Source organism: Lacibacter sp. H407, assembly GCF_037892605.1.
Lineage (GTDB): Bacteria > Bacteroidota > Bacteroidia > Chitinophagales > Chitinophagaceae > Lacibacter.
Genome location: NZ_JBBKTU010000001.1, coordinates 3,597,438 through 3,621,396 on the forward strand (window position 1 = coordinate 3,597,438; position 23,959 = coordinate 3,621,396).

The window sequence follows — 23,959 nt, forward strand, 5'->3', positions numbered from 1 at the left end:
ATACAGGCACTGCTATAAAAAAACAATTTCGACCGTTTTTTGAAACAGCATAGCACAGGATGGATAAAGAATATACGTATTATAATTTTATGAGGTCTCTTAAAACCTAATTGCTGCTATATGACAAAAAAAAATGCACTGCACAGGTGTGTGATGGTCTGCCTGTGTTTTATTATCTCTTCCATCGCTTTTTCACAAAACACATTTAAAGTATCGGGTAAGGTAACGGATGACGCAGGTAATCCTGTGGCAGGTGCCAGCGTACTGGTAAAAGGAACCAATATTGGAACCACAACCATTGCAGATGGTAGCTTTCAGTTAAGTGCACCTTCCGGTAAATCAATATTGATCTTTTCGTCCGTTGGATTTACGGATAAGGAGGTAAATATAAACGATCAGGGAACGGTTAATGTTAGCCTGGCTTCAGGCGCTTCCAACCTTCAGGATGTTGTTGTAGTTGGTTATGGTACCCGTAAGAGAGTAGAAGTAACCGGTGCCACTTCATCTGTATCTGGCGAAAGATTACGGAATGTACAAACAGCCAATATTTCTACGGCAATGCAAGGCCAGATAGCCGGTGCAACGGTAACACAAAATTCGTTTCGTCCGGGCGGTGGTAGTTCTATCCGCATCAGAGGTAACCGATCACTCAGTGCCTCCAACGAACCATTGGTTGTAGTTGATGGCTTTCCTGTTAGCTATACAATCGATGATATCAATCCTGCCGATATCGAAACGATCGATGTATTGAAAGATGCATCTGCAACCGCTGTATATGGTGTACGTGGCGCAAATGGTGTAATACAGATCACTACACGGAAAGGAAAAGCAGGGAAAATTTCTGTAAACTACCAGGGTAGCACATCGTTTGAAAGCATCATCCGTCAATTACCGATCTTTAATTCACAGGAATTAACTGACTCATGGCGCCAGGCTTTTTTTGCTGATCGCCAATATACACGTGACAGAGGTACCGCATCGGGTTCGAATCCATTATTTTATTATCCTACTGCAATAGCAGATGTAGCATTGTTCAGAAACAGGTTTGGCAGCGATGCACAATGGAATGCAGTGAAAGATGCATACACATGGCTGGCTTACGATCCTGCAAACAATATTTTCATTGCTAAAAAACGTTTAGCTACTGCTCAGGAACGCCAGGTGATGATGAACCTTGGGCTCTCACAAGTAGACAGCGTAGATATGTACGATCCTTCAAAGATCACCAGCTTCGATTGGCAAAATGAAGTAGGTCTTCGTTTGGGACGAACAGATAACCACAATATATCTGTTACAGCCGGTAGCGAAAAGTTCAAAGCATCGTTCAATGCCGGTTACTTTAAACAAAAAGGTATTGAGTATGCACAGGATTATACTCGCTATTCAATTGGTAATTCGGTAGAGTTCAAACCTGTGAAGTTTCTCTCATTTGGTACAACTATCAATTATATTCATGCAATTACCAACAGCAGTACCAGCTCATATGCAAATGCATCTGGTATGATACCAATGACCGTTCCTTACGATACAGCAGGGAATTGGATTTTATCTCCCAACAGAGATCAACAGATCATAAGTGCTGTAAATGATCGCAACACTGTATTCGATGAAACAAAAGCCAATCGCTTTTTCGGAAATGTGTTTGCAGAAATCACCTTGCTGAAAGGATTAAAGTTCCGTACCATGTTTGGGTTGGATAGCCGCAATTCTGTTCGTGGCCAGTTCAATGGTGCACAGTCATCGATCCGTTTAGGAAGCCCTGCCAATGCAACACAAACAACTAATAATTCTTCATCATGGGTATATGATAATATCCTTACCTACAGCACACGTATTAAATCGGATCACTCTATTAATGTAACATTGCTGCAGGAGTTGCAAAGTTTAAATCGTGCTTCCTCGTTATCAATGTCGGCGAACAACCTCATTTTCGAAGCACAAAAATGGTATTCGTTGCAACGTAATACAGATGCAACAGTAACAGGATCAGGTTCGTTCTCTGCTACGCAATACATGTCGTATATGGGTAGGGTAGAGTATGGATTCAGAAATAAATATCTGCTTGCGATCAGTAACCGTTATGATAATTCTTCTGTGTTAGCAGAAGGAAATAAAGGAGCATGGTTCCCGGCCATTTCAGTTGGTTGGCAAATTGATAATGAAGATTTCATGACGAACATTCCTGTCATCAGCCGAGCTAAATTAAGAGCCGGTTATGGTACAGTGGGAAATGCGTCTATTCCTCCATATCAAACTGCCGGGCCTTTAGGCTTTACAAACTACAACTGGGGTAACGGCGTGGCAGCCATTGGTTCTGCACCCACTACATTCCAAACACCAAATCTGAGTTGGGAAAAAACAACTACAACAAATATTGGTCTTGAATTCGGTTTATTTAAGAACAGAATTACCGGTGTAATTGATCTGTATAATTCAAGTACTACCGATCAGTTGCAGCGTCGTTCAATTCCTTCTGCAAATGGTGTTGACTTTGTGTATTTCAACTTAGGTGAAGTAAATAACAAAGGGGTTGAAATCACCATGAGCACGATGAACGTTGACAAAAAAGATTTCAAATGGACAACAGACCTCATGTTTACGTTGAACAGAGAAAAGATCGTTGACATCGACGGTAGTAACAACAGCAACTTTGCAAACCTTTGGTTGTTGGATCAACCACTTTCAGTGTATTGGGGTTTCCAGAAAGATGGCATTTTCCAATATGAAGATACCGTTGCAGGAAAAGGAATTCTTGCTACTTATTACTGGCCAAAAAATGGTCGTAATAATGTGAACTATCAACCCGGACGGATAAAGATCATTGATGCAAATAAAGATTCTGCATTCAGTCCTGCTGATAGAATTGTGTTAGGTTCACACAACCCTAATTTTATTGGAAGCATCACCAACACATTCACTTACAAAAATTTCGAACTTAATTTTATGGTGTATTTCCAGGTTGGTGGAATGTATCGTGTTCCACGTCCGGGATTAGTAGGCCGTTATCAGTCAAACAAAGTAAATTACTGGACGCCCACAAATCCCAGCAATGAATATCAGCAGCCAACACAAACAAGTGATATCCCGCTCAACTGGGAAGCACTTACGTATCGCACAGCCACCTTTGCACGTTTCAAAAATATAACGCTTACGTATCGTGTACCCAGAAGCATTACTGATAAGTTACACATGGCCGGATTTGCAATTTACGCAAGTGCAGTGAACCCAATTCTCATACACAAACATTCCGATTACGATCCGGAAACTGTTCCTTATCGTGAATTTCCGGGAAGTACCACTAATCAGGTTGGACCTACCTCTTACAGTTTCAGAAGTTATGTAGTAGGGGTTCGTCTTGATTTGTAAAAACATTATTCTAACAAAAAAACATTTGATATGTATAAATATTTCAAACAAACAGGAGTAATGCTGGCCCTTACATGTGTGGTGGTTGCTTCGTCCTGTAAGAAATTTATTGAAGAAGAACTGGTAACTACGCTTACTGAAGATTATTATAAAACAGATGCAGGATTGGAAGATCTTGTAAAATCGGCATACACACCATTACAATGGTATTTTACCGGCGAGCAATCGTACTGCATGACCAATTTCGGAACCGATGAGTTTCGTGAAGGTGATCAGTTCAACAACGTACGCTATAATGACTACGATGCGAATCTGAATTCCAATGATGCGTTTGTAAATGGATTGTGGACGAATAACTATGCAGGCATCCGCCGTTGTAATCAGGGAATTGAAATGATCTCTGCGTTTAACGATCCATCATCACGTGTATTAGGAACACAAGCCCAAAAAGATCTGCGCATTGCAGAATTAAGAGCTTTACGTGGCTTGTTTTATTTGCAGATGGTAACACAGTTTGGAGGCGTGCCTTTAGTTACATCGGTACCAAAAGAACCGCAGTATGAATTTCCACGTGCTACAGTTGCGGAAGTTTATAACCAGATCATCAGCGATTTTAAAGCGGCAGGACCGGGTTTGCCATGGCGTTATGCAGGTGCCGATCGTGGTCGTGCTACCCGTGCAATGGCGTATCATTTTCTTGCAAAAGCATATCTCACAAGAGGCAGTGCAGTAAGCGATCAGCGTGGACAAAAACCAACCGATATGGATAGTGTGATCTTTTTTGCCAATGATGTGATCGCAAACAGCGGACATGCTTTGGAAGCTGATTATGGTAACCTGTTCAGTTCGGCTTATCCCGATGGAACCATTCCTTCGCTTGGACAAAACGGCTCTGTTCCTACAAGCAGCAAAGCAAAGATCGATGCCAACAATGCAAGCAATGAAATTATTTATGCTGCACAGTTCAGTTCAAACCTGAACCTTGCAGGTACAAATAATCAAACACATATGTTCTACCCATCGGCTTACGATGCGGGTATTCCGGGTATGGCGAGGGATTTCTTTAACGGAAGACCTTTCAGAAGATTACGACCAACAGATTACACCATTGATATTTACGACAAGATCAATGATTCACGTTTCTTTAAAAGTTTCCAGACAGCTTTCTACAGAAATGTGGCATCGAATGCAGGTCTTCCGGTGTTCACTGTTGCCAATGCTCCTGATCCAAGCCTGGTTGGTAAGCCACGTGTAGGAGTTGGTGATACAGCAGCTATCTACATCGTAAATCCGATCAACATGCCGTTGCTTACATCAACCATTGCAAATATGCGTTACTACGCAACTTTTGCAAGGTATAAACAGGCAACAGCAGGTGGTGCCATTTCAACTGATTTTACAGGGAATAAATACCTGTCGCTTCTCAAGTTTGCAGACCCGATCCGTTTAACAACTACCAATAACGAAGCAAGAGGTATCCGCAACGGTACGTTTGCACGTTTGGCGGATACATACCTGATGCTTGCAGAAGCATATGGCCGTAAAAACGATTATGCAAACGCTTTGTTTTATGTAAATGTATTGCGTACCCGGGCTGCTTACAAAGCCAATGAAGCTCGTAGTCCGCAGATCTGGCAATTTATGGGAGGGCCGAATACGTTAGCCAACACGACTGCCAACAACCAGGCAACACTTGATCTGTTTACTACCAATGCAGCAAGTGAGAACTATCCGCCAACTGTAACTTCAACGTCAGCACGCTTCATTCATTTTATCTTAAATGAAAGAACACGTGAATTATGTGGCGAGTTTTACCGTTGGGAAGACCTGGTTCGTACTGAAACTTTATATGACAGAACGAAGTTGTTTAACCTCGATGTAAGCCCATCGTTTGCACAGTTCCATAAGCTGCGTCCAATACCATTGCTGCAAATGATCGCACAAACGGTGAATGGTCAGCCGATGTCGCAGGCAGATATGGCGGCTTATCAAAACCCAGGCTATTAATTAAACTAAAAACAGATATGTATTAAAGCTGTGTCGTATAACGACACAGCTTTTTTTATTGCCACCAATTTGGTTTCGGGAACGATTGCATAAATAGTTCTTTCTTTCAGGATGGCACATGACGGTTGGGAGTTGGCACTACGGTAATTTAGTCCTGTCGTCAAAAATGGTATTGCTGATTACCGATTGACGACAAATTGATTGCTTAACGAAAAGATTGCTGCTGTATATGACTCTTTTACCACAATTATCATTGCTTGCAGGGGCTTTGTTCCTCACCTCCCTTTTTTATCAAACATACCTTTTTATCGCCTTTATACAACATCATCGCTGCGGCTCAGGCTGTTTGCAATGCATATATCTATCAAAAAGAAATTTTAATCAATCTGCCGGGAAATAATCACATTTATGAAACAGATTTTTCTTTTACTAACTGTCACAACGATCCTGTTTTCATGTAGCAGGAAATTTGATGAATTCTATGCACGTCCTGATACATTGGAAGATCCCATCTATCAGCAGCTACAGGCAAAGGGTAAGTTTACACAATTGCTGAAAGTAATTGATAAGGCAGGTTACAAGAACACATTATCGAACGCAGGTTACTGGACCTTGTTTGCGCCACACGATTCGGCCTTTACTGTGTATCTCACACAAAACAGTTTAAGCAGTGTAGATGCACTTGATTCAAATGCCTGTCGCAAAATTGTAACTTATTGCCTTGTGTACAATTCATTTAAGCAGGAGCGTATATCCGACTACCAGAGTAATTTGGGTTGGGTTGAAAATGCATCGTTCAAAAGAAGAACAGCAAATTACACCGGTATTTATGAAACAAAAAATACAACAGGAGCAAACATTAAGGCCATTGCATCAAACCGTAACAACACGGGTGCTTTCTTTTATGTAGATGCAGATAATAACAATAAGTACCTCCCTATTTTTGAAACCGGGTTCATGACCGGTAAAACGTTGTCGGCATCCGACTATAATTATTTCTATCCAAACTCAGTTTTTTCAGGCTTTAATGTAGCGGATGCAAAAGTGGTGGAGAAGGATATTCCTGCTGAGAATGGTGTGATCCATGTTGTTGACAGAGTAATTACTGCTTTGCCAAGCATTGATCAATACATTGGTGAAAATCCAAAGTACAGTGAATTTAAAAAACTGTTGGACAAGTTTCTTGTTCAGTATGTATTGAATGCAACTGTATCGCAGAACTATAAAAATATTTATGGTGTGTCTGCCGATATCTATACAAAAGTGTACAATTCAAATCTTGCGTTTTCATTGAACAATGAAAACTTTCTGAAGCTGCAGGACAACGATGGGCAGTCAGATAGTTATACGATGTTTGTTCCTGAGAATGCTGCGTTACTCAGTTTTATTAATGATGTATTGCTCGAGCATTATCCAAGTGTTGAAGCGTTACCGATCAATGTGATCTATGATTTTATGAATGCACATATGTGGCGCACTGCCGTTTGGCCTTCAAAATTTGCATCTACATTCAGTGCCGTTGGGGAAGAAGCAAGATTTAACCCAGCAACCGATATTACTGATAAAAAAGTATTGAGCAACGGTATCTTTTATGGTACCAACAAAGTGCAGGAAGCAAACGTGTTCAGCAGTGTGTATGGTAAAGCCTACCTGGATCCGAAGTATTCTATTATGACCAACCTGTTGAATCTTGACCTCAAATTCCAGATATCAAACATCAAACAGAAATTCACCTTGTTTCTCATCAGTAATCAGGCATTTAATGATGCTGGTTTCTTTGCTGATCCTACAGTAAGTAATAACGTAAATGAACAATGGCGTTACATTCCCGCAGGTGGCGGCACACAACTCACAGGGTCATCTGCATTGGTTCGGTTACAACGTATTTTGAATATGCATGTAATTCCCGGAAGGGATATCACATCATTGGTTGCTCCGGGTGTTGGTTTGTCGTATTCCGGTGAATTCTTAAAATACCAAAACAATACCATCGTTGCATCAGGTAATGGCGATGCAGGAACTGTTGCCAATATTGTTGAAACAAAAACGGCAAAGAACGGTACAGTTTATTATTTAGATAAGCTGTTACAATTCAGTGAACGTACAATTGGTAAGCACATTGAAGCGTTGGGCACACCCACAACATCAGAGTACAATTCGTTCTGGCTTTATTTACGTAACTCGCCAATTTACAATGCTGCTACCGGTGAAATATTGCAGGTGGCTGCCGGTTCTTTCTACAGCTTTTTTATTCCTAATAAAGCAGCCATTTTAGCAGCTGTGAACGCAGGTTATTTACCGGGTACTGGTACTGCACCGAATAAAGTGCCGAAGTTTATTACAACCGTTCCTGCTGAAAGGGAGTTGATCGATAATTTCCTTTACTACCACATACTCAACAAGAAAAATGTTGCAACTGATGGCGAGGAGAGCGGATCGTTTGAAACCATTTACAAGTTTTCCAATGGTGATCCGTCAACCATTTTCGTCAACAATACATCGCCCAACAATATGTTGCTGAATGATATGATGAACCGCAGCGCAAACGTAATCGTAAACCAAAGCAATCAGTTGAGCAATCGTTGTACCATTCACCTCATTGATAACTACCTGAGATTTAAATAAACTAACTATCAAACAATGCAACGTATGTGGAATAAAATAAGAACCATCTTTTCCTTTACCGCATTTCTTCTTTTAATGGGTTTTGCTGCATCGGCACAGGAAGTGTTGAGAGGAAAAATTACTGATAAAGAAGGTAAGCCGATCCAAGGCGTGTCTGTATCGGAAATGGATGCTGATAATCGTATTGTAAAAGGTACACAATCAGATATCGAAGGGAATTTTGTATTGAAGAATGTAAATTCAAAAAACAGGATATCTCTTTCCAATATCGGATACAAAACCATTACACAACGTATTAACGGCCGCTCTTCTATCAATTTCACAATGGAAGATTCGCAATCAGATCTTGGTGAGGTGGTGATCATTGGCCGGCCTTCTTCTTCCAACGGTATGGTAAATATGCCGGAAAAAAATCTTACAACTGCTGTATCAAAGATCAGTGGTAAAGAGCTGGAAGAAATGCAGGCTCCAAGTATCGATCAGGCATTGCAGGGGCGTTTGAGCGGTGTAGATATTACTGCTTCCAGTGGCGATCCCGGTGCGGCCATGAATATCCGCATCAGAGGTGTATCATCGATCAACTCTACAGGTATTCCCATGATCGTATTGGATGGTATGCCGTATGAAACAGAGATACCAAGCGATTTCAACTTTGGTACTGCAGATGAACAAGGCTATGCACAATTATTAAATATTTCTCCGGCGGATATTAAAGATATCACTGTGTTGAAAGATGCTGCTGCAACTGCTATCTGGGGTGCAAAAGCTGCGAATGGTGTATTGGTGATCACAACAAAACGTGGCGCCATCGGTAAACCGGCGATCAACTATGCATTTAAAGGATCTGTTTCTTTAGTGCCGAAATCAATTCCCTTGTTGAATGGTGATCAGTATTCAACTTTGATCCCCGAAGCGTTTATGAACAGGATCGGTAGCACGTTGAATTCAACAGCATTTCGTGAGTTTAACTACGATCCCAACGATCCTTATTGGTACAACAACTACAGCAACAATACAAACTGGATCGATGCCATTTCAAGAACAGGTTATCTGCAGGATCACACTGTAAGCTTAAGTGGTGGTGGTGAAAAAGCAAAATACTTTGCATCAGTCGGTTTCTTCGATCAAAAAGGGATCACCATTGGTACCGATCTCCAACGTATCAACACAAGGATCAATCTTGACTATACTGTATCAGAAAAAATTAAATTCTTTACCAGTTTCGCTTACACACACTACGATCAAACACGAAACTATCTTGGTTCAAATTCTGCGAGTGGTGAAGCAACCATTCGTGGGCAAGCGTTTATCAAGATGCCGAATATGAGTGTGTATGAATACGATGCCCAAGGCAATCTGTCACAAAACTATTTTTCACCCGCCGGTAACGTACAGGGACAATACAGCCGTATTTACAATCCGGTAGCAATGGCAGCCGAAGCAAATTATGGTGTATTGGGCGATCGTATCATTCCACGTTTTCAGGTAGATTACGATATCGTAAAGCGAGTGTTGAAAGCAACCTTCGATATTCAGTTCGATATTAACAATACAAAGAACAAAAGCTTCCTGCCGCAAATTGCTACAGGTCGTCCCAATACAGAAACAGTGGTGAACCGTGCATATGACGGTGATATTGATGCATTCAGTGTTGGTACAAAAGCAAGTTTGATCTATACACCTACATTTAAAAATGATAAGCACGATGTACAGGCGTACATGAATATTCTTACCAACGATTACAAAGCAGTGTTCCAGGAGTCAATGACTTCTAACACCGCTTCGTCTTTATTGGTTGATCCTTCCATTGCATCACGCACACAAAACAGTGAGCTTCGTGCTGTATCTGGTGTAACACAAACCCGTTCAATTGGCGCATTGATAGGAGCACAGTACAGCTTCATGGATAAATACTTGTTCAATGCTACCATTCGTGGCGATGGAAACTCACGCTTTGGTCCGAATTACAGATATGGTTTATTTCCATCACTATCATTTCGCTGGAGAATTTCGGAAGAAGGTTTCCTGAAAGATATTGAGCAGATCGATGATATCAGCTTCAGAGCAAGCTATGGTATTGCAGGTGAAGTGCCACGTTACGATTACCTGTTTTATAACACGTATAACACTTACGATTATTCATATCTCGATCAGGCAGGTATCTATCCTTCACGCATGGAGTTGAAAAATCTGCGCTGGCAAACATTGCGTGGAACAAACGTTGGCTACAATGTTAGTTTGTATAAAGGACGTATCCGCATGGATGGCGAAGTGTACCGTAACAGAACCAAAGATCTTTTCTTCGATGGTTTACAGATCGCTTCTTATACCGGTTACAATTCATTGTTCATGAACGTAGGTACAATGGATAACCAAGGTTGGGAATTAGCAGTATGGACACAACCTTACAAATCTAAAGACCTTACCATTGGTTTTGATTTCAATATTGCCGCCAATCAAAACGTGATCCGTGAAATTTCTGAATTCTATCCCAACCAACGTGGTGATGTAACAAAGAATGGTGAGTATCTCCGGTTGTTACAGATCAATAATCCATTCGGTTCGTTCTACGGTTACCGTTACAAAGGTGTTTACAGCGATAAGTCATCCACCATTGCGTCCGATAACAAAGGCAATCCCATCGTTGGACCAAATGGTCAGATCATTTACATGCGTTTCAATTATCCGCAAACAGATTATGTGTTTCAACCGGGTGATGCGATGTACGAAGACATCAATAACGATGGTAACATCAACTACATGGATGTAGTGTACCTCGGTAACAGCAATCCAAAATTGACAGGTGGATTCGGACCTTCTATTACATGGAAAAATTTACGCATTACTTCTTTTTTCAGTTTCCGTTGGGGTTATGATGTGATCAATGGTACAAAAATGAACACCACCAACATGTTCAACTTCGATAACCAAAGTACTGCTGTATTAAATCGCTGGAAGAAAGAAGGGGATGTAACCGATATGCCACGTGCATTGATCTCCGGCGGGTTTAACTGGTTGGGCAGCGACAGATATGTGGAAGATGCATCTTATATCCGTTTCAGAACCATCACGGCACGTTACAACTTCGATAAGAAGACATTGACGAAGATGAAATTGAAAACGATGAGTGTGTTTGTAACAGCAGAAAATCTGTTTACCATTACGAATTATCTGGGCCAGGATCCTGAAGTATCCTTCCGTGGTTCCGATCCGTTCAGGGTGTCATACGATAATTCGATGACGCCTCCGGCAAAAAACATCACACTCGGTTTGCAAGTAGGATTTTAATTTAAATAAGGCAGCAATAAGCCTTCATACATTATAAAAACAGCAGATGAAAAAGAATAGATTACTATCGTGTTTACTACTGGTTGTTGCAGTGCTGGCATTTACCGGCTGTAAGAAGTGGCTCGAGCTAAAACCACTCGATGGCATTGTGAAGGAAGAGTTCTGGAAAACAAAAGAACAGGTGAAAGCTTCTGTTATTGGAATTTACTCGTCCATGATGGAATATTCATCCGGTACTTACAATAACGCCAACTATGTTCCTTCTATGGCTGAGTTGTTGTTTATCTGGGGTGAGGGCCGAGCCGATCATATTGCCAACGCTACTGTTTCAAGTGCGGATGATATTGCATTGATCAATGTAAACATTCAACCGACCAACGTAAATGCAAACTGGCGTCCGTTTTACCGCACTATAAATTTCTGCAATACAGTCATTGAAAAGTCGCCGGAAGTACTGGCTAACGATAATACATTCACACAAACGCAACTGGATAATTATTTAAGTGAAGCGCTTACCATCCGTGCCCTCATGTATTTCTATCTGGTGCGTACGTTTGGTGATGTGCCATTGAAACTGGATGCTACATTAAGCGATGAAAATATCACACCCATTCCAAAATCAACAAAGGAAGAAGTGTTGAACCAGATCGTTATTGATCTGAAACTTGCAGAAACAAAAGCTGTTAAATCTTATGGCGATGTTGCTTCTGATAAAGGAAGAGTAACGGTTTATACCATCAATGCAATTCTTGCAGATGTGTACCTGTGGATGGAGAAATATACAGAAGCAGTTGCAGAGTGCGACAAAATCATCAACTCCAATAAATTTGGATTGATCAGAGGCGCAACGCAAAACGGGCCGTTTGTTGAGTACAACGAAGATTGGTTTAACACACTTTATTACAACGGTAATTCAAATGAAGGCATTTTTGAATTGCAGTACAGTCAGCAACGGTTGAATCCATACTTTCCTATTTTTTCATCCAGCTTTAGTGCAAGGAGATGGATCGCTACTGCTGATCTGATGGATCGGGTATTTACCGTTGATTTTACAAACGATCGGAATTATGATATCCGTGGCGATGGTGCTTCGGTACGTGCTGCTACATCTACTGTTTGGAAATATGTAGGAGCATCAGGCACTGCACTTCGTACACTCGATCAAAGTTTTGCACATTGGTTCTTCTATCGTTATGCAGATATTTTACTCATAAAAGCAGAGGCACTGAATGAATTGGGCAACGGACAGGATGCACTTGATTTGGTATATACTATACGTGCCAGGGCAAACGCATTAGATGCCACTGATTTTAAACCCGGGCCGTTGGATAAAAATCTGATCCAGGATTTTATTCTGGAAGAACGAGCGAAAGAATTTTGTTTTGAAGGAAAGCGTTGGTATGATGTACTGCGGAATGCAAAACGAAACAACTATGCCCGTTTGGAAATATTGTTAAACATGGTGTCTTTGAGTGCGCCTTCGAATTCACAGCAATCCGCACAGGCAAAACTGAAAGACTTTAACAGTCATTACATGCCGATCTTCCTCTATGAGATACAAACGAACAAACTATTAGTACAAAACCCGTTTTATAAATAACTGAAACAAGTATATGAAAAGAAAATTGATTCTTGCCGCAGGGTTACTCGCCATAGTAGCATTCATATTTTCTGTACCTGGTTGCAGAAAGTTGAAAATTGAAGAAGCTACCACTGATGATGTAAACATTGTTGGATACCTGGATAAAAACCTGGATTCCTTCTCCTTGTTTCGTCAGATATTAGATAAAACAGGTAATGCTGCTTTTCTGAATGCATATGGAGCATATACTGTGTTTGCACCCACCAACAGTGGCGTTAAAACATATCTTTCCAAAATTGGTGCGGCATCTGTTGACGCTGCTGATCTAAATACATTAAAAGATATGGTGCGTCTCCATTTGCTGGAAGACACCATTTACACCAATTCTTTTACTGATGGTAAATTACCGGTGATCACCATGTATGGTCAATACCTTGTAACATCTGTAACAAATAAAGATGGCGCATCGAGTTATTTTATCAATCGCCAGGCAATTGTTGAACGCTCCAATATACGGGTAGGCAACGGTGTAATTCATGTAGTTGATAATGTGTTGCTTCCTTCAGTAAAAACGATCGCAAAACAACTTGAAGAAAATCCCGACTACTCCATTTTTGTTCAAGCCATGAAAGAAACGGGTTTTTTCACAGTACTTAACACTGTAAATCCTGATCTGTCAAAACGCTGGATCACGGTATTTGCTGAAAATAACCAGGCGTTGGCCGATAGTGGTTACACGAGCTATGCTGCGTTAAAAGCAAAATATTCACAAACAGGAAATCCTGCTAATACAAATGATAGTCTGTATATGTATGTAGCTTATCACATCAGTGACGGGCTTAAATTTTTAGGTGATATTATCTCTTCTCCAACACACGAAACATTTTTACCGCAGGAAGTATTGAGTGTAAAACTCATTGACCAGAAAGTGATCATCAACCAGGATGAATTTAACGGGGTGCTTGAACTTGGTATCGCTTTAAATCGCTCAAAAAGTGATAATGCAGCAACCAATGGTGTATATCATGATGCAACGGGTCACTACATGGTGAAGTTCAGAAAGCCGACTGCTTTGTATTGGGATGTTTCATCATTCGATGAAATCAAAAAACTACCTGCTTACTATAAAAAAGCAAACTACAATTTTACACGTCCTACTGAAGCTGATCAACCAATTAAAAGTCAGCCTTGGGGTTGGGGCTCAAATGCAGGTACAAATACATATTCTTATCTGTATTCAGCCGCCAGTTCAATTTCCAATGCAGCTTATAATAACGACATCAGTATGTTGCCAATGGGCTTACCTGCAAGGCCTGTTTGGTGGGATCTGCAAACCCCTCCGATTGTAAAAGGTAAATACAAAGTATGGATCTGTTACAGACAACAGAAACAATCCAGCAGCTCCAATATGTTATGCCAGGTATCAGTGAACGGTGTGATCATGCAACGTACAATGAATTTTACAGAAACAAGACCTGCCGGTACAGATGCAGAACTGGAAGCAATTGGCTGGAAACGCTATACAGAGAATACAGGAAATGTGTGGGCATCGAGACAAGTAGGTGTAATTGAATTTACAACTACACAACAACAGGTAGTACGTATTACGCCATTGGTAGGTACACAAAATAATAACAACCTGGATATGATCCATTTTATTCCGATCGATGAGGATCAGGTGTTCCCAAGATTCAGACCAAGTGGTGAAATGATCTATTTCTAAAAAACAATATCCGATCGACCGGAACAACAAAAAAATAAATTATCAGAAATGAAGTGTAGGTATAAAAGTTTGCTGCTGTTTTCGTTCAGCTTTCTGTTGCTGATATTTACAGGATGTAATAAGTTAAACGATGACCGTAATGCAATTGCAGACGAATCATTAAAGCTGAATTTGTTTGAGATGATCAGCGCCAATGCGCAATTGAGCACATTTGCCGGCTTTCTGAAACAAACAGGTTATGATAAAGTGATCAGTTCATCAAAGAACTATACAGTGTTTGCTCCGGTAAACAGTGCCCTTGCCAACCTCAGTGCCGGTGTAACCGGCGATCCTGTAAAATTGAAACAGTTTGTTGGCAATCATATTGCGAATCAGCTTTTCAGCACACGTGAAGTTGTAACCAGCACACGCATTGCTATGCTCAATGGTAAGTACAACAACATGCTGCGCAATACAATTGAAACGGCAACCATTGGTACAACTGATAAATATGCTGCCAATGGATTGTTACAGGTAATTGATCAGTTTTTACCTGCGCTGGATAACAGCTGGGAATTTTTAAACAGTGCTGATGCTCCGGCTAAGCAGAAAACATTTATGCTTTCACTTTTTCGTAATGTTTATGATACAAGGAATGCAGTTGTGGTAGGTATTAATCCATTAACAGGTGAATCAATTTATGCAGCAGGTACCGATTCTGTTTTTACCAATCTTTTCTGGAACAGGGTACATGATCTCAAAAAAGAAGATAAGCAATATACATTGTTCATGTTGACAGATGCTGCATGGGATGCAGAAGTAGCAAAGTTTACTCCTTATTTTGTAACAAACACCGCCGATAGCAACACGCTTGTTACGAGTTGGAATGTGGTGAAAGAATTTGCAGTTGATACTGTGTACAACCCTGCTTCAATTCCCGATACAATTGTTTCTGAGTTTGGAACCAAATTGCCAATTGAACGTTCTGCTATTGTAAAGACGATCAAAACAAGTAATGGTATTGTGTACATCATGAACAAGATGAATGTACAACCTGCCAGCAAGTTCAAACCATACCTCATCCAGGCTGAGCAGTATTCATCAACCAGTCACGACAGGAGAGGGAACACCTATTTCAGAGAACGTTTTAGTGTAGTTACTCAAACTGATTTTACAGATGTACTGGTACAGAATCATGGCGTATCACTCTTTAATATCCGGTATAATATTTCCGAGGTGCCGTCCATTAAATACAAAGCTTATTGGGTTGCAGTCAATGATTTTCAAACAGCAACTTTCTCCCAAAAACTGGGTATCGGAACTGCCACATCCACCACATTTAGTTACACACTTATTCCTGTACAAAATTATAATGAAGTGTACCTCGGCGAATTTACCATGGCAAAATATGAGCCGGTGTTTCCGGTTTATTTAACAGCGGCCAACAGTACAGCAGTAGCTGTAAACCCAATAGTGTGCGATTATATCAAACTGGTTCCAAGTTTATAAATGAGAGAAATTTAAAAGATATTCGTAATGACAAAAACTAACTTACATAATTTGCTTCTCACCTTGTTATTCTCGGGTGCAGGTTTATTTCATGAAGCAGCAGCGCAGGTGGTAAATCCTCCGAAAGTTGATTCAACCGCTGTGAAAGCTCCTGTTCAACAGGTGAAAGGTATCATCACTGATGCAGCTACAAAAAAAGGATTGGCTGGTGTAAAGCTTTCGGTGAAAGATTTTTCTGCAACCATCACCGATGATCAGGGAGGTTTTACATTAAATGTTCCTTCGTTTGATATTGATGTAATGATCGTTGCTGAAGGACATGAAACCAAACAGGTTTCATTGAAAGGGAACACAACTCTGAATGTTTCAATGCTGAGTGAATCGGCTGTTTCTTTCCAGGAAGAAGTGATCCTTCCGTTTGGCGTAGTGAAGAAACGAAATACAACTGCTGCGGTAGTTAGTTATGATGCCAACAGTGAATGGCATCGTCCGTTTGAAACACCGGATGCGGCTTTACAGGGAAAGATCAGTGGTTTGAATGTGATCAGAAGATCAGGCACACCTGCAGTAGGCGCCAATATGTTTTTGAGAGGTTATAATTCGCTGTATGGTACAAATGCACCTTTGCTTGTACTCGATGGAATTATCTACGATGCCAATGATTATGGTACCAGCATCATCGCCAACAATTTTACGAATCCGCTTGCACTCATTAGTGTGCAGGATATCGATAACTATACTGTATTAAAAGATGCATCGTCGATTTATGGAACCAAAGGTGCCAATGGAGCCATCATCATTTCTACAACAAGAGTAAAAGACCAGGCTACACGTATCGACTTTGGTATGTATTCAAGCTTTAATGAAGCACCACCCTCGATGCCGGTAATGGATGCGTATCAATACCGCATTTATCTGAATGAAATGTTGCAAAGCAAAGGAATGTCATCGAATGACATTGCAGCATTGCCTTATATGAATGATGATACGGCTTCAAACCCTGATTATTTCAGGTATCACAACAATACCAACTGGCAACGGAATATTTTCCGCAACAGTGTGAATCAGAATTACTACCTCAAAGTAACCGGTGGCGATAATATTGCAACCTATGCGTTGAGTGTTGGATATACAAAAAATGAAGGGGTTATCCGTAATACAGATATGAGTCGTTATAACACACGGTTCAATGCACATTTTAATTTTTCGAAGAAGCTTACCGGTGTTGCAAATCTTGCATTTACCTACAACGAAACCAATTTAAAATACCAGGGTGTGGTTGACAAAACAGCTCCGGTATACTTAGCACTTACAAAATCGCCTTTTCTTGCACCGAACGAAGTGAATGAGAAAGGTATTCTTTCGCCCAACTTTGAGGATACTGATATATTGGGTCTCAGTAACCCGTCTGTGCTGATCAATACCATGCAGGCGTATAACAGGTATTACCGCTTTTTCGGTTCATACACCTTTAATTATAATATCAGCAAATCGTTTTCTGCATCCAGTTTGTTTGGTGTAGTGTACGATAAAGTGCGTGAAAATATTTTTGTACCACGTAAAGGTGTGGCAAATGATACTACCAGCAATGCAATTATCGACAGCCGGCTCGGATCGCAGGTAAAACGTTTGTTCTCCATTTATTCTGATACAAAACTGGAGTACAAAAAAACATTTTCGCAGAATCATAACGTAGCATCACGTCTTGGGTTACGCTATCAGAAAAATGATGTGGAGCAGGATTTTACACTCGGGTATAACTCTGCAACCGATGAATTGATCAGTGTGCAAAATGGTGTGCCTGCACTTCGCCAGGTGGGCGGTGGCATCCAGGAATGGAACTGGATGAATACTTACTTCAATGCAGATTATGATTTCAAAGAAAAATTATTCTTCTCATTCAATGCAGCATTAGATGGATCATCACGTTTTGGAAGCCAGGCAAAAGATGGGATCACGATCGGTGGTGCACGTTTTGCAGTAATGCCTTCTATTGGAGCTGCTTGGATCATCTCTTCTGAAAATTTCATGAATAATTCCAAGCTGGATCTGTTAAAGATCCGTGCGAATTACAGCATTACAGGCAATGATGATATTGGAAATTATACGCATCGTCAAACCTATTCATCTCAAAATTTATTGGGTATGCAGGGGTTGGTGCGCAGCGGTATTCCTAATCCTGCCATTCAATGGGAAACCAACCGGAAGTTTAATGTAGGTGTGGATATGGCATTCTGGAACGAGCGTGTGAACCTGAGTGTGGATGCTTACAAAAATAAAACGGTGAATATGCTCGTGTATCAATCTGTGCCGTCTGCAACAGGATTTGATAATGTGCTCACCAATGGTGGCAGTATGCAAAATGCCGGCATTGAGGCAAACCTGAATGTGCGTGTGCTCAACTATCGCAAATTGAAATGGGATGTAGGTGTAATGATCGCTTCAAACGATAATAAAGTACTGGCTGTACCAGATGGAAGAATTACCACAAATTATTCGGGTGCAAATATTGTTACAAAGGTTGGAAGCCCTGCAACATTATTTTATGGCTATGTTGCAAAAGGTGTTTTCAGTACTGCTGCTGAAGCAGCCGGTTCCGGTTTAAAAAAGAAAAATTTCGATGGCAGCTACAGCAACTTTAAAGCAGGTGATGTACGCTTCCATGATACAAATAATGACAACATCATTGATGAGCAGGATATGGGCATCATTGGTATTCCAACACCGGAGTTTTTTGGAAGTGTGAATACACATTTGGAGTATGGACGTTTTGCATTGGACGCATTGTTTACATTCTCACAAGGCAATGATGTGTTCAATTTCCTGCGTTACAAACTGGAATCTGCCAGCACAGTTGAAAATCAGTTGAACAGTGTGGTGAACAGATGGAGAGCAGAAGGGCAACAAACAACCATGCCCAAAGCAACGTTTGGCGACCCGATGGGGAACAACCGTTTCAGCTCACGTTGGATCGAAGATGGTTCGTACTTCCGTTTGCGCAGTGCATCGCTCAGTTATACTATTCCATTTAAAGAAAGTTTTTTGAAGAATGCTTCGGTATATGTGAGCGGTACCAACCTGTTTACACTCACGAAGTACACAGGCTACGATCCTGAATTCAGTGCAACTCCTTCATTGTTTTCACAAGGAATTGATACAGGGCTCGACCCCATCTACCGGACCATTACGCTGGGAGCAAGAATTGGATTGTAATCAAAAACGAACTGTTAACTAATTATAAGAATCTTAAACAGAACTTCAGTTATGAAGAAAATAATGATCATCAGAACTCTTTCATTTGCGCTGTTGCTGATCAGTTTAGCGGGATGTAAGAAAGTGTTTGATATTGCTCCGCAGGATCAGTTGGATGAAACAAACGCTTATCAAAACGTGTATGATGCAGACGCTGCCATAATTGGTATTTATGGAAAGTTCATGGGTCTTGCTGATCGGTATGTAGTATTGAACGAGTTGCGTGGCGACCTGTTGGATGTAACGGCAAATGCAGATGAAAATCTTCGCCAGCTCAGTACACATACTGTTACAGAAGCAAACCCTTATGCTAGTCCCAAACCATTCTATGAATTGATCCTCAATTGCAACGATGTATTGGAGAACTTTCAAAAAATGGTGGCTGAGAATAAAATGAATATTGATCAGTTCAATCAACGTTATTCCGATATTGGTGCGTTACGTTCATTTCTTTATTTGCAGTTAGGTATTCACTTTGGCGAAGTGCCCTATGTAACCAGCTCGTTGAAAAGTGTAGATGATGTAAAGAATGCCGGTAATTTTCCACGTGTTTCGTTCAATGTATTGTTAGATAGTTTGATCAATTTTACCGAAGCCTTACCATTTAAAGATCCATATCCAACGGGAACAAATTTGAATATTTCGGTTGATGGATATCCGACAGAGAAGTTTTATGTAAACAAGAAAATTATTTTAGCTGACTTGTATTTGTGGGCTAAAAATTACCAGAAAGCTGCAGATTACTATCGGCAGGTAATGGAAACAGCCACTTCCACAGCTATTGGTGAAAATTATTATTCGCAATACAGGGTTGGCTGGTCAGGAAATGCAAATCATTACGTTACCTATACAAGAGTTGGAGATGCATCTACACTTGCTTATAATGATGGATGGCGTATCATTTTCGAAACTCCATTCAACTCAGAAAATGTTCGAAGAGAGTGGGTGTGGGCAATGCCATTTGATAGTAAGTTTAAACCTGATAATTCACTCATTAAGTTGTTCTCACCGATCGGCGGCGACTACCTGGTTCGTCCTTCACAGGAAGTGATGGATCTATGGGATGGTGAAACGCAGCGTCCGAATGATCGTGGTCTGGGGATCCCTTATGACGCAAGAAAGTTGTTAAGTACAATGGAGATTGGTGGAAAGCCTGTTGCAATGAAATATTTGTATAACTACATTAATTGGCAAACAAGAACCGCAACCAATCCATTAGTAAGAAACGGGAAATGGTTTTTATACCGCCAAACGCACATGCATTTTCGTTATGCAGAAGCTGCAAACCGACTTGGGAAGCATCGAATTGCATGGGCTTTATTGAGTGGAGGCTTTGCTGCCGCTTATCCTGCACCAGGTAGCGATGTGAGTAATTATCACGGCACTCTAAACGAACCTTATCCATTCAATTTTGATGCACGTAACAGCGGTAATTCCGGCGTTCCATATTTCCGTGCAGATTGGTACAGGCATATTGGTATTCGGGCGAGAGCTAACTTGGTTGATCTGGCTATTCCTTCTGATAGTCTGAACACAATAGAAGCCGGCATTATAAAAGAAACAGCATTGGAAAATGCATTTGAAGGAACAAGATGGGCCGATCTGTTACGGGTTACGCTGCGTAGAAACGATCCGTCGTTTATTGCAAACAAAGTATATGATAAGTTAATTAAATCAGGCATTTCCTCAGGTTCAGCCGCTGCTGCAAGAGCTAAGCTGATGACTGGCAATTACTATCTGCCGTTCAAATGGTAAATTGGTTTTTGGCAAGCAATCAATCAATAGAAAAGGGCAGGAGATAAGCGACCTGTCTTTTTCATTTAAACGATATTTTACGATTCGTTACGAAATCGATTAAGTTGAATACCCGATTCTATTCGGGAAAGACATAATATATTTAGCGTATAAACAAGAAACCAAATTGCCATGCAAAAAATAATGATAGCTGCCGCTCTACTTGCGGTAACTGCTGCCAATGCACAGGTTAAACCCAAACCAAAACAAAACGATGTAACCACGCCACTGCACGCCATGAAAGTGGATTATCCAAGTCCTTATGGTGCACCATCAAAGGAAAATGTAAAGTCAGTTGTTGACAAAGTTTATAATTATCTCAATGCGGTGACACCTGCCGAGATGATGAACAAAAAAACAGGTGCTGCAGTAACGGATGTAAATGCGTTAGATACAAACACCGTGTTAAAGCAAGGCGATTTTCGCTTAACCAGTTATGAGTGGGGAGTTACATACTCTGCATTTCAACGTGCGTTTGAAACAACCGGCGATAAAAAATATGCTGAGTATGTAAAGACAAGATTTGATTTCATGGCGAAGTGGATCCCTGCCATTCAAAATAAATTCCAATGGGAGTACATTCGTAAAAAAGGATTGTTGTCACAGCCGATTAATCCACATGCATTAGATGATGGGGGAGCAGTTTGTGCATCAATGATCAAAGCACAGAACAGTGGGTTGAGTAACAATCTTCGTCCCATCATTGATCATTTGTCGAACTACGTCATCAATAAAGAATATCGTTTGAAAGATGGCACGCTTGCACGTATGCGTCCGCAGGCAAATACATTGTGGTTAGATGATCTGTATATGGGTGTGCCAACTATGGCATTCATGGGTAAATTAACAGGTGATGTGAAATATTATGATGATGCAGTGAACCAGTTGCAGTTATATACCAAACGTATGTTCAATAAAGAAAAAGGCGTGTATATGCATGGCTGGGTAGAAAGCATGGAACATCATCCGGAGTTTCGCTGGGCAAGAGCAAATGGTTGGGCATTGATGACCATGAGTGAAATGCTCGATGCCTTACCTGAGACACATCCCGGCAGAGCATTTGTGTTGCAACAATTCAAAGCACATGTAAATGGTTTGATGCAGTACCAGGATGGCACGGGCTTCTGGCATCAGTTGTTAGATAGAAGTGATTCATATCTTGAAACATCAGCAACAGCCATCTATGCTTATTGCATTACACATGCCATCAACAAAGGATGGATCGATGCAATGACGTATGCACCAACAGCAATACTTGCCTGGAATGCTGTAACAACAAAAGTGAATGCACAGGGACAGGTGGAAGGTACTTGTGTAGGAACAGGTATGGCATTTGATCCTGCGTTTTATTATTTCCGTCCGGTAAACGTGTTTGCTGCACATGGTTACGGCCCGGTGATTTTGGCTGGTGCTGAAATGTATCAATTAGTAAGTCAATTCAAATTTGAGATCAACGACAGCTCATTGCAACTGTCGAAAAAATAATAAATGAAACGTTCTGCTGTTTTAATTGCTGTTGTACTGTTTGGTTTTTCAATAAAAGCCCAACAAACAAGTTATAAGTTCGACTTTGGTACAAAACGTACACAAAAAGGTTATACATCAATTACGGCTGATTGTAAGTATGATGAGAAGAGAGGATATGGATTTACAAATGGTTCAACAGTTACCGCTGTTGAACGTAGCGGCAATCCATTAACCGGCGACTATATTACTTCCGACAAACCATTTTATTTTTCTATAAAACTACCTGAAGGAAATTATGATGTAAAGTTGGTCTTAGGTGATGCAAAAGGAAGTTCTGCTACAACGGTAAGAACAGAGTGCAGACGTTTAATGCTGGAAAACATCAGAACAACAAACGGAAAGTTTGCAACTGAAACATTTACTGTATATGTCAAAGACAGTATGATCCGTGATGCTTCGGGAAAGGTTATTAGCCAGGTTCGTTTAAAGCCGAGAGAATCGGAATACCTCCATTGGGATAATTTACTCACCATAGAGTTTAATGATTCGCTGCCGAAGGTTTGTGTAGTAGAAATTACTCCAAACAAAACTGCAACAACCATCTTCCTGGCTGGTAACTCAACTGTTGTTGATCAAGGCAGAGAACCATGGGCAGCATGGGGACAAATGATTCCACGATTCTTTGCTCCGGGAACAGCATCAGTTGCTAACTATGCAGAGAGTGGTGAAGCATTGAACTCATTCATGAGTGCAAAACGTTTGGAAAAGATATTGAGTGTAATGAAGCCGGGAGACTATTTGTTCATTGAGTTTGGACATAATGATATGAAACAAAAAGGAGAGGGCATCGGGCCTTTTACTTCGTATAAAAAAAGATTGCATCAATACATCAGCGAAGTGCGCAAGAAGGGTGGGATTCCTGTTCTTGTAACTTCCATGCATCGAAGAAGATTTGATTCGACCGGGCGTATTGTAAATACATTGGAAGAGTACCCTGATGCTGTCCGGTTGACAGGTAAAGAAGAAAATGTTGCTGTCGTTGATTTGAATGCATTGAGTAAAGTGTTGTATGAAGCCTGGGGCCCGGAAAAATCCATCAAAGCATTTGTGCATTATCCTGCCAATACGTTTCCCGGACAAACAACCAAGCTGGAAGACAATACGCATTTCAGCACCTATGGTGCATATGAGCTGGCGAAGTGTATTGTAAAAAGCATCAAAGACCAGCATTTACCATTAGCTAAATTGCTGCGTACAGATATTCCTCAATACGATCCTGCAAAGCCATTGGCTTTTGAAAAATTTTATTGGCCGATGAGCTCATTTGTGACGGCTACAAAGCCGGATGGAAATTGATGTGATAGCAA

At 40.8% G+C, this 23,959-nt stretch carries 11 protein-coding genes; all 11 read left to right on the forward strand.

Annotated features, from left to right (window positions below; translation table 11 throughout):
* Nucleotides 1–120: 120 nt before the first annotated feature.
* The gene (locus tag WG989_RS15650; RefSeq protein ID WP_340430809.1) at nucleotides 121–3,366 is read left to right on the forward strand and encodes a SusC/RagA family TonB-linked outer membrane protein; all 3,246 of its coding nucleotides are present in this window, start codon (nucleotides 121–123) and stop codon (nucleotides 3,364–3,366) included.
* A 30-nt stretch (nucleotides 3,367–3,396) separates the two neighbouring features.
* Complete coding sequence (locus WG989_RS15655; RefSeq protein ID WP_340430810.1) at nucleotides 3,397–5,373, forward strand: RagB/SusD family nutrient uptake outer membrane protein; 1,977 nt, start codon at nucleotides 3,397–3,399, stop codon at nucleotides 5,371–5,373.
* Between the two features lie 408 nt (nucleotides 5,374–5,781).
* Nucleotides 5,782–7,998: a fasciclin domain-containing protein gene (locus WG989_RS15660; protein ID WP_340430812.1), complete on the forward strand. Its 2,217-nt coding sequence runs from the start codon at nucleotides 5,782–5,784 to the stop codon at nucleotides 7,996–7,998.
* A gap of 15 nt (nucleotides 7,999–8,013) precedes the next feature.
* Complete coding sequence (locus WG989_RS15665; protein ID WP_340430814.1) at nucleotides 8,014–11,286, forward strand: SusC/RagA family TonB-linked outer membrane protein; 3,273 nt, start codon at nucleotides 8,014–8,016, stop codon at nucleotides 11,284–11,286.
* Nucleotides 11,287–11,332: 46 nt separating this feature from the next.
* Complete coding sequence (locus tag WG989_RS15670; RefSeq protein ID WP_340430816.1) at nucleotides 11,333–12,886, forward strand: RagB/SusD family nutrient uptake outer membrane protein; 1,554 nt, start codon at nucleotides 11,333–11,335, stop codon at nucleotides 12,884–12,886.
* Between the two features lie 13 nt (nucleotides 12,887–12,899).
* Nucleotides 12,900–14,591 carry a fasciclin domain-containing protein gene (locus WG989_RS15675; protein WP_340430819.1) on the forward strand — a complete coding sequence of 564 codons (1,692 nt, stop codon included), beginning with the start codon at nucleotides 12,900–12,902 and terminating at the stop codon, nucleotides 14,589–14,591.
* A gap of 48 nt (nucleotides 14,592–14,639) precedes the next feature.
* Nucleotides 14,640–16,079, forward strand: coding sequence for a fasciclin domain-containing protein (locus tag WG989_RS15680; RefSeq protein WP_340430821.1), 1,440 nt, complete (start codon nucleotides 14,640–14,642; stop codon nucleotides 16,077–16,079).
* 27 nt (nucleotides 16,080–16,106) lie between these two features.
* Nucleotides 16,107–19,292: a SusC/RagA family TonB-linked outer membrane protein gene (locus WG989_RS15685; RefSeq protein ID WP_340430823.1), complete on the forward strand. Its 3,186-nt coding sequence runs from the start codon at nucleotides 16,107–16,109 to the stop codon at nucleotides 19,290–19,292.
* 51 nt (nucleotides 19,293–19,343) lie between these two features.
* Nucleotides 19,344–21,086, forward strand: a complete 1,743-nt coding sequence (locus WG989_RS15690; protein WP_340430825.1) for a RagB/SusD family nutrient uptake outer membrane protein — start codon at nucleotides 19,344–19,346, stop codon at nucleotides 21,084–21,086.
* 171 nt (nucleotides 21,087–21,257) lie between these two features.
* On the forward strand, nucleotides 21,258–22,610 hold the full coding sequence (locus WG989_RS15695) for a glycoside hydrolase family 88/105 protein (protein WP_340430827.1): 1,353 nt from the start codon (nucleotides 21,258–21,260) through the stop codon (nucleotides 22,608–22,610).
* Nucleotides 22,611–22,613: 3 nt separating this feature from the next.
* The gene (locus WG989_RS15700; RefSeq protein ID WP_340430829.1) at nucleotides 22,614–23,948 is read left to right on the forward strand and encodes a rhamnogalacturonan acetylesterase; all 1,335 of its coding nucleotides are present in this window, start codon (nucleotides 22,614–22,616) and stop codon (nucleotides 23,946–23,948) included.
* Nucleotides 23,949–23,959 lie beyond the last annotated feature (11 nt).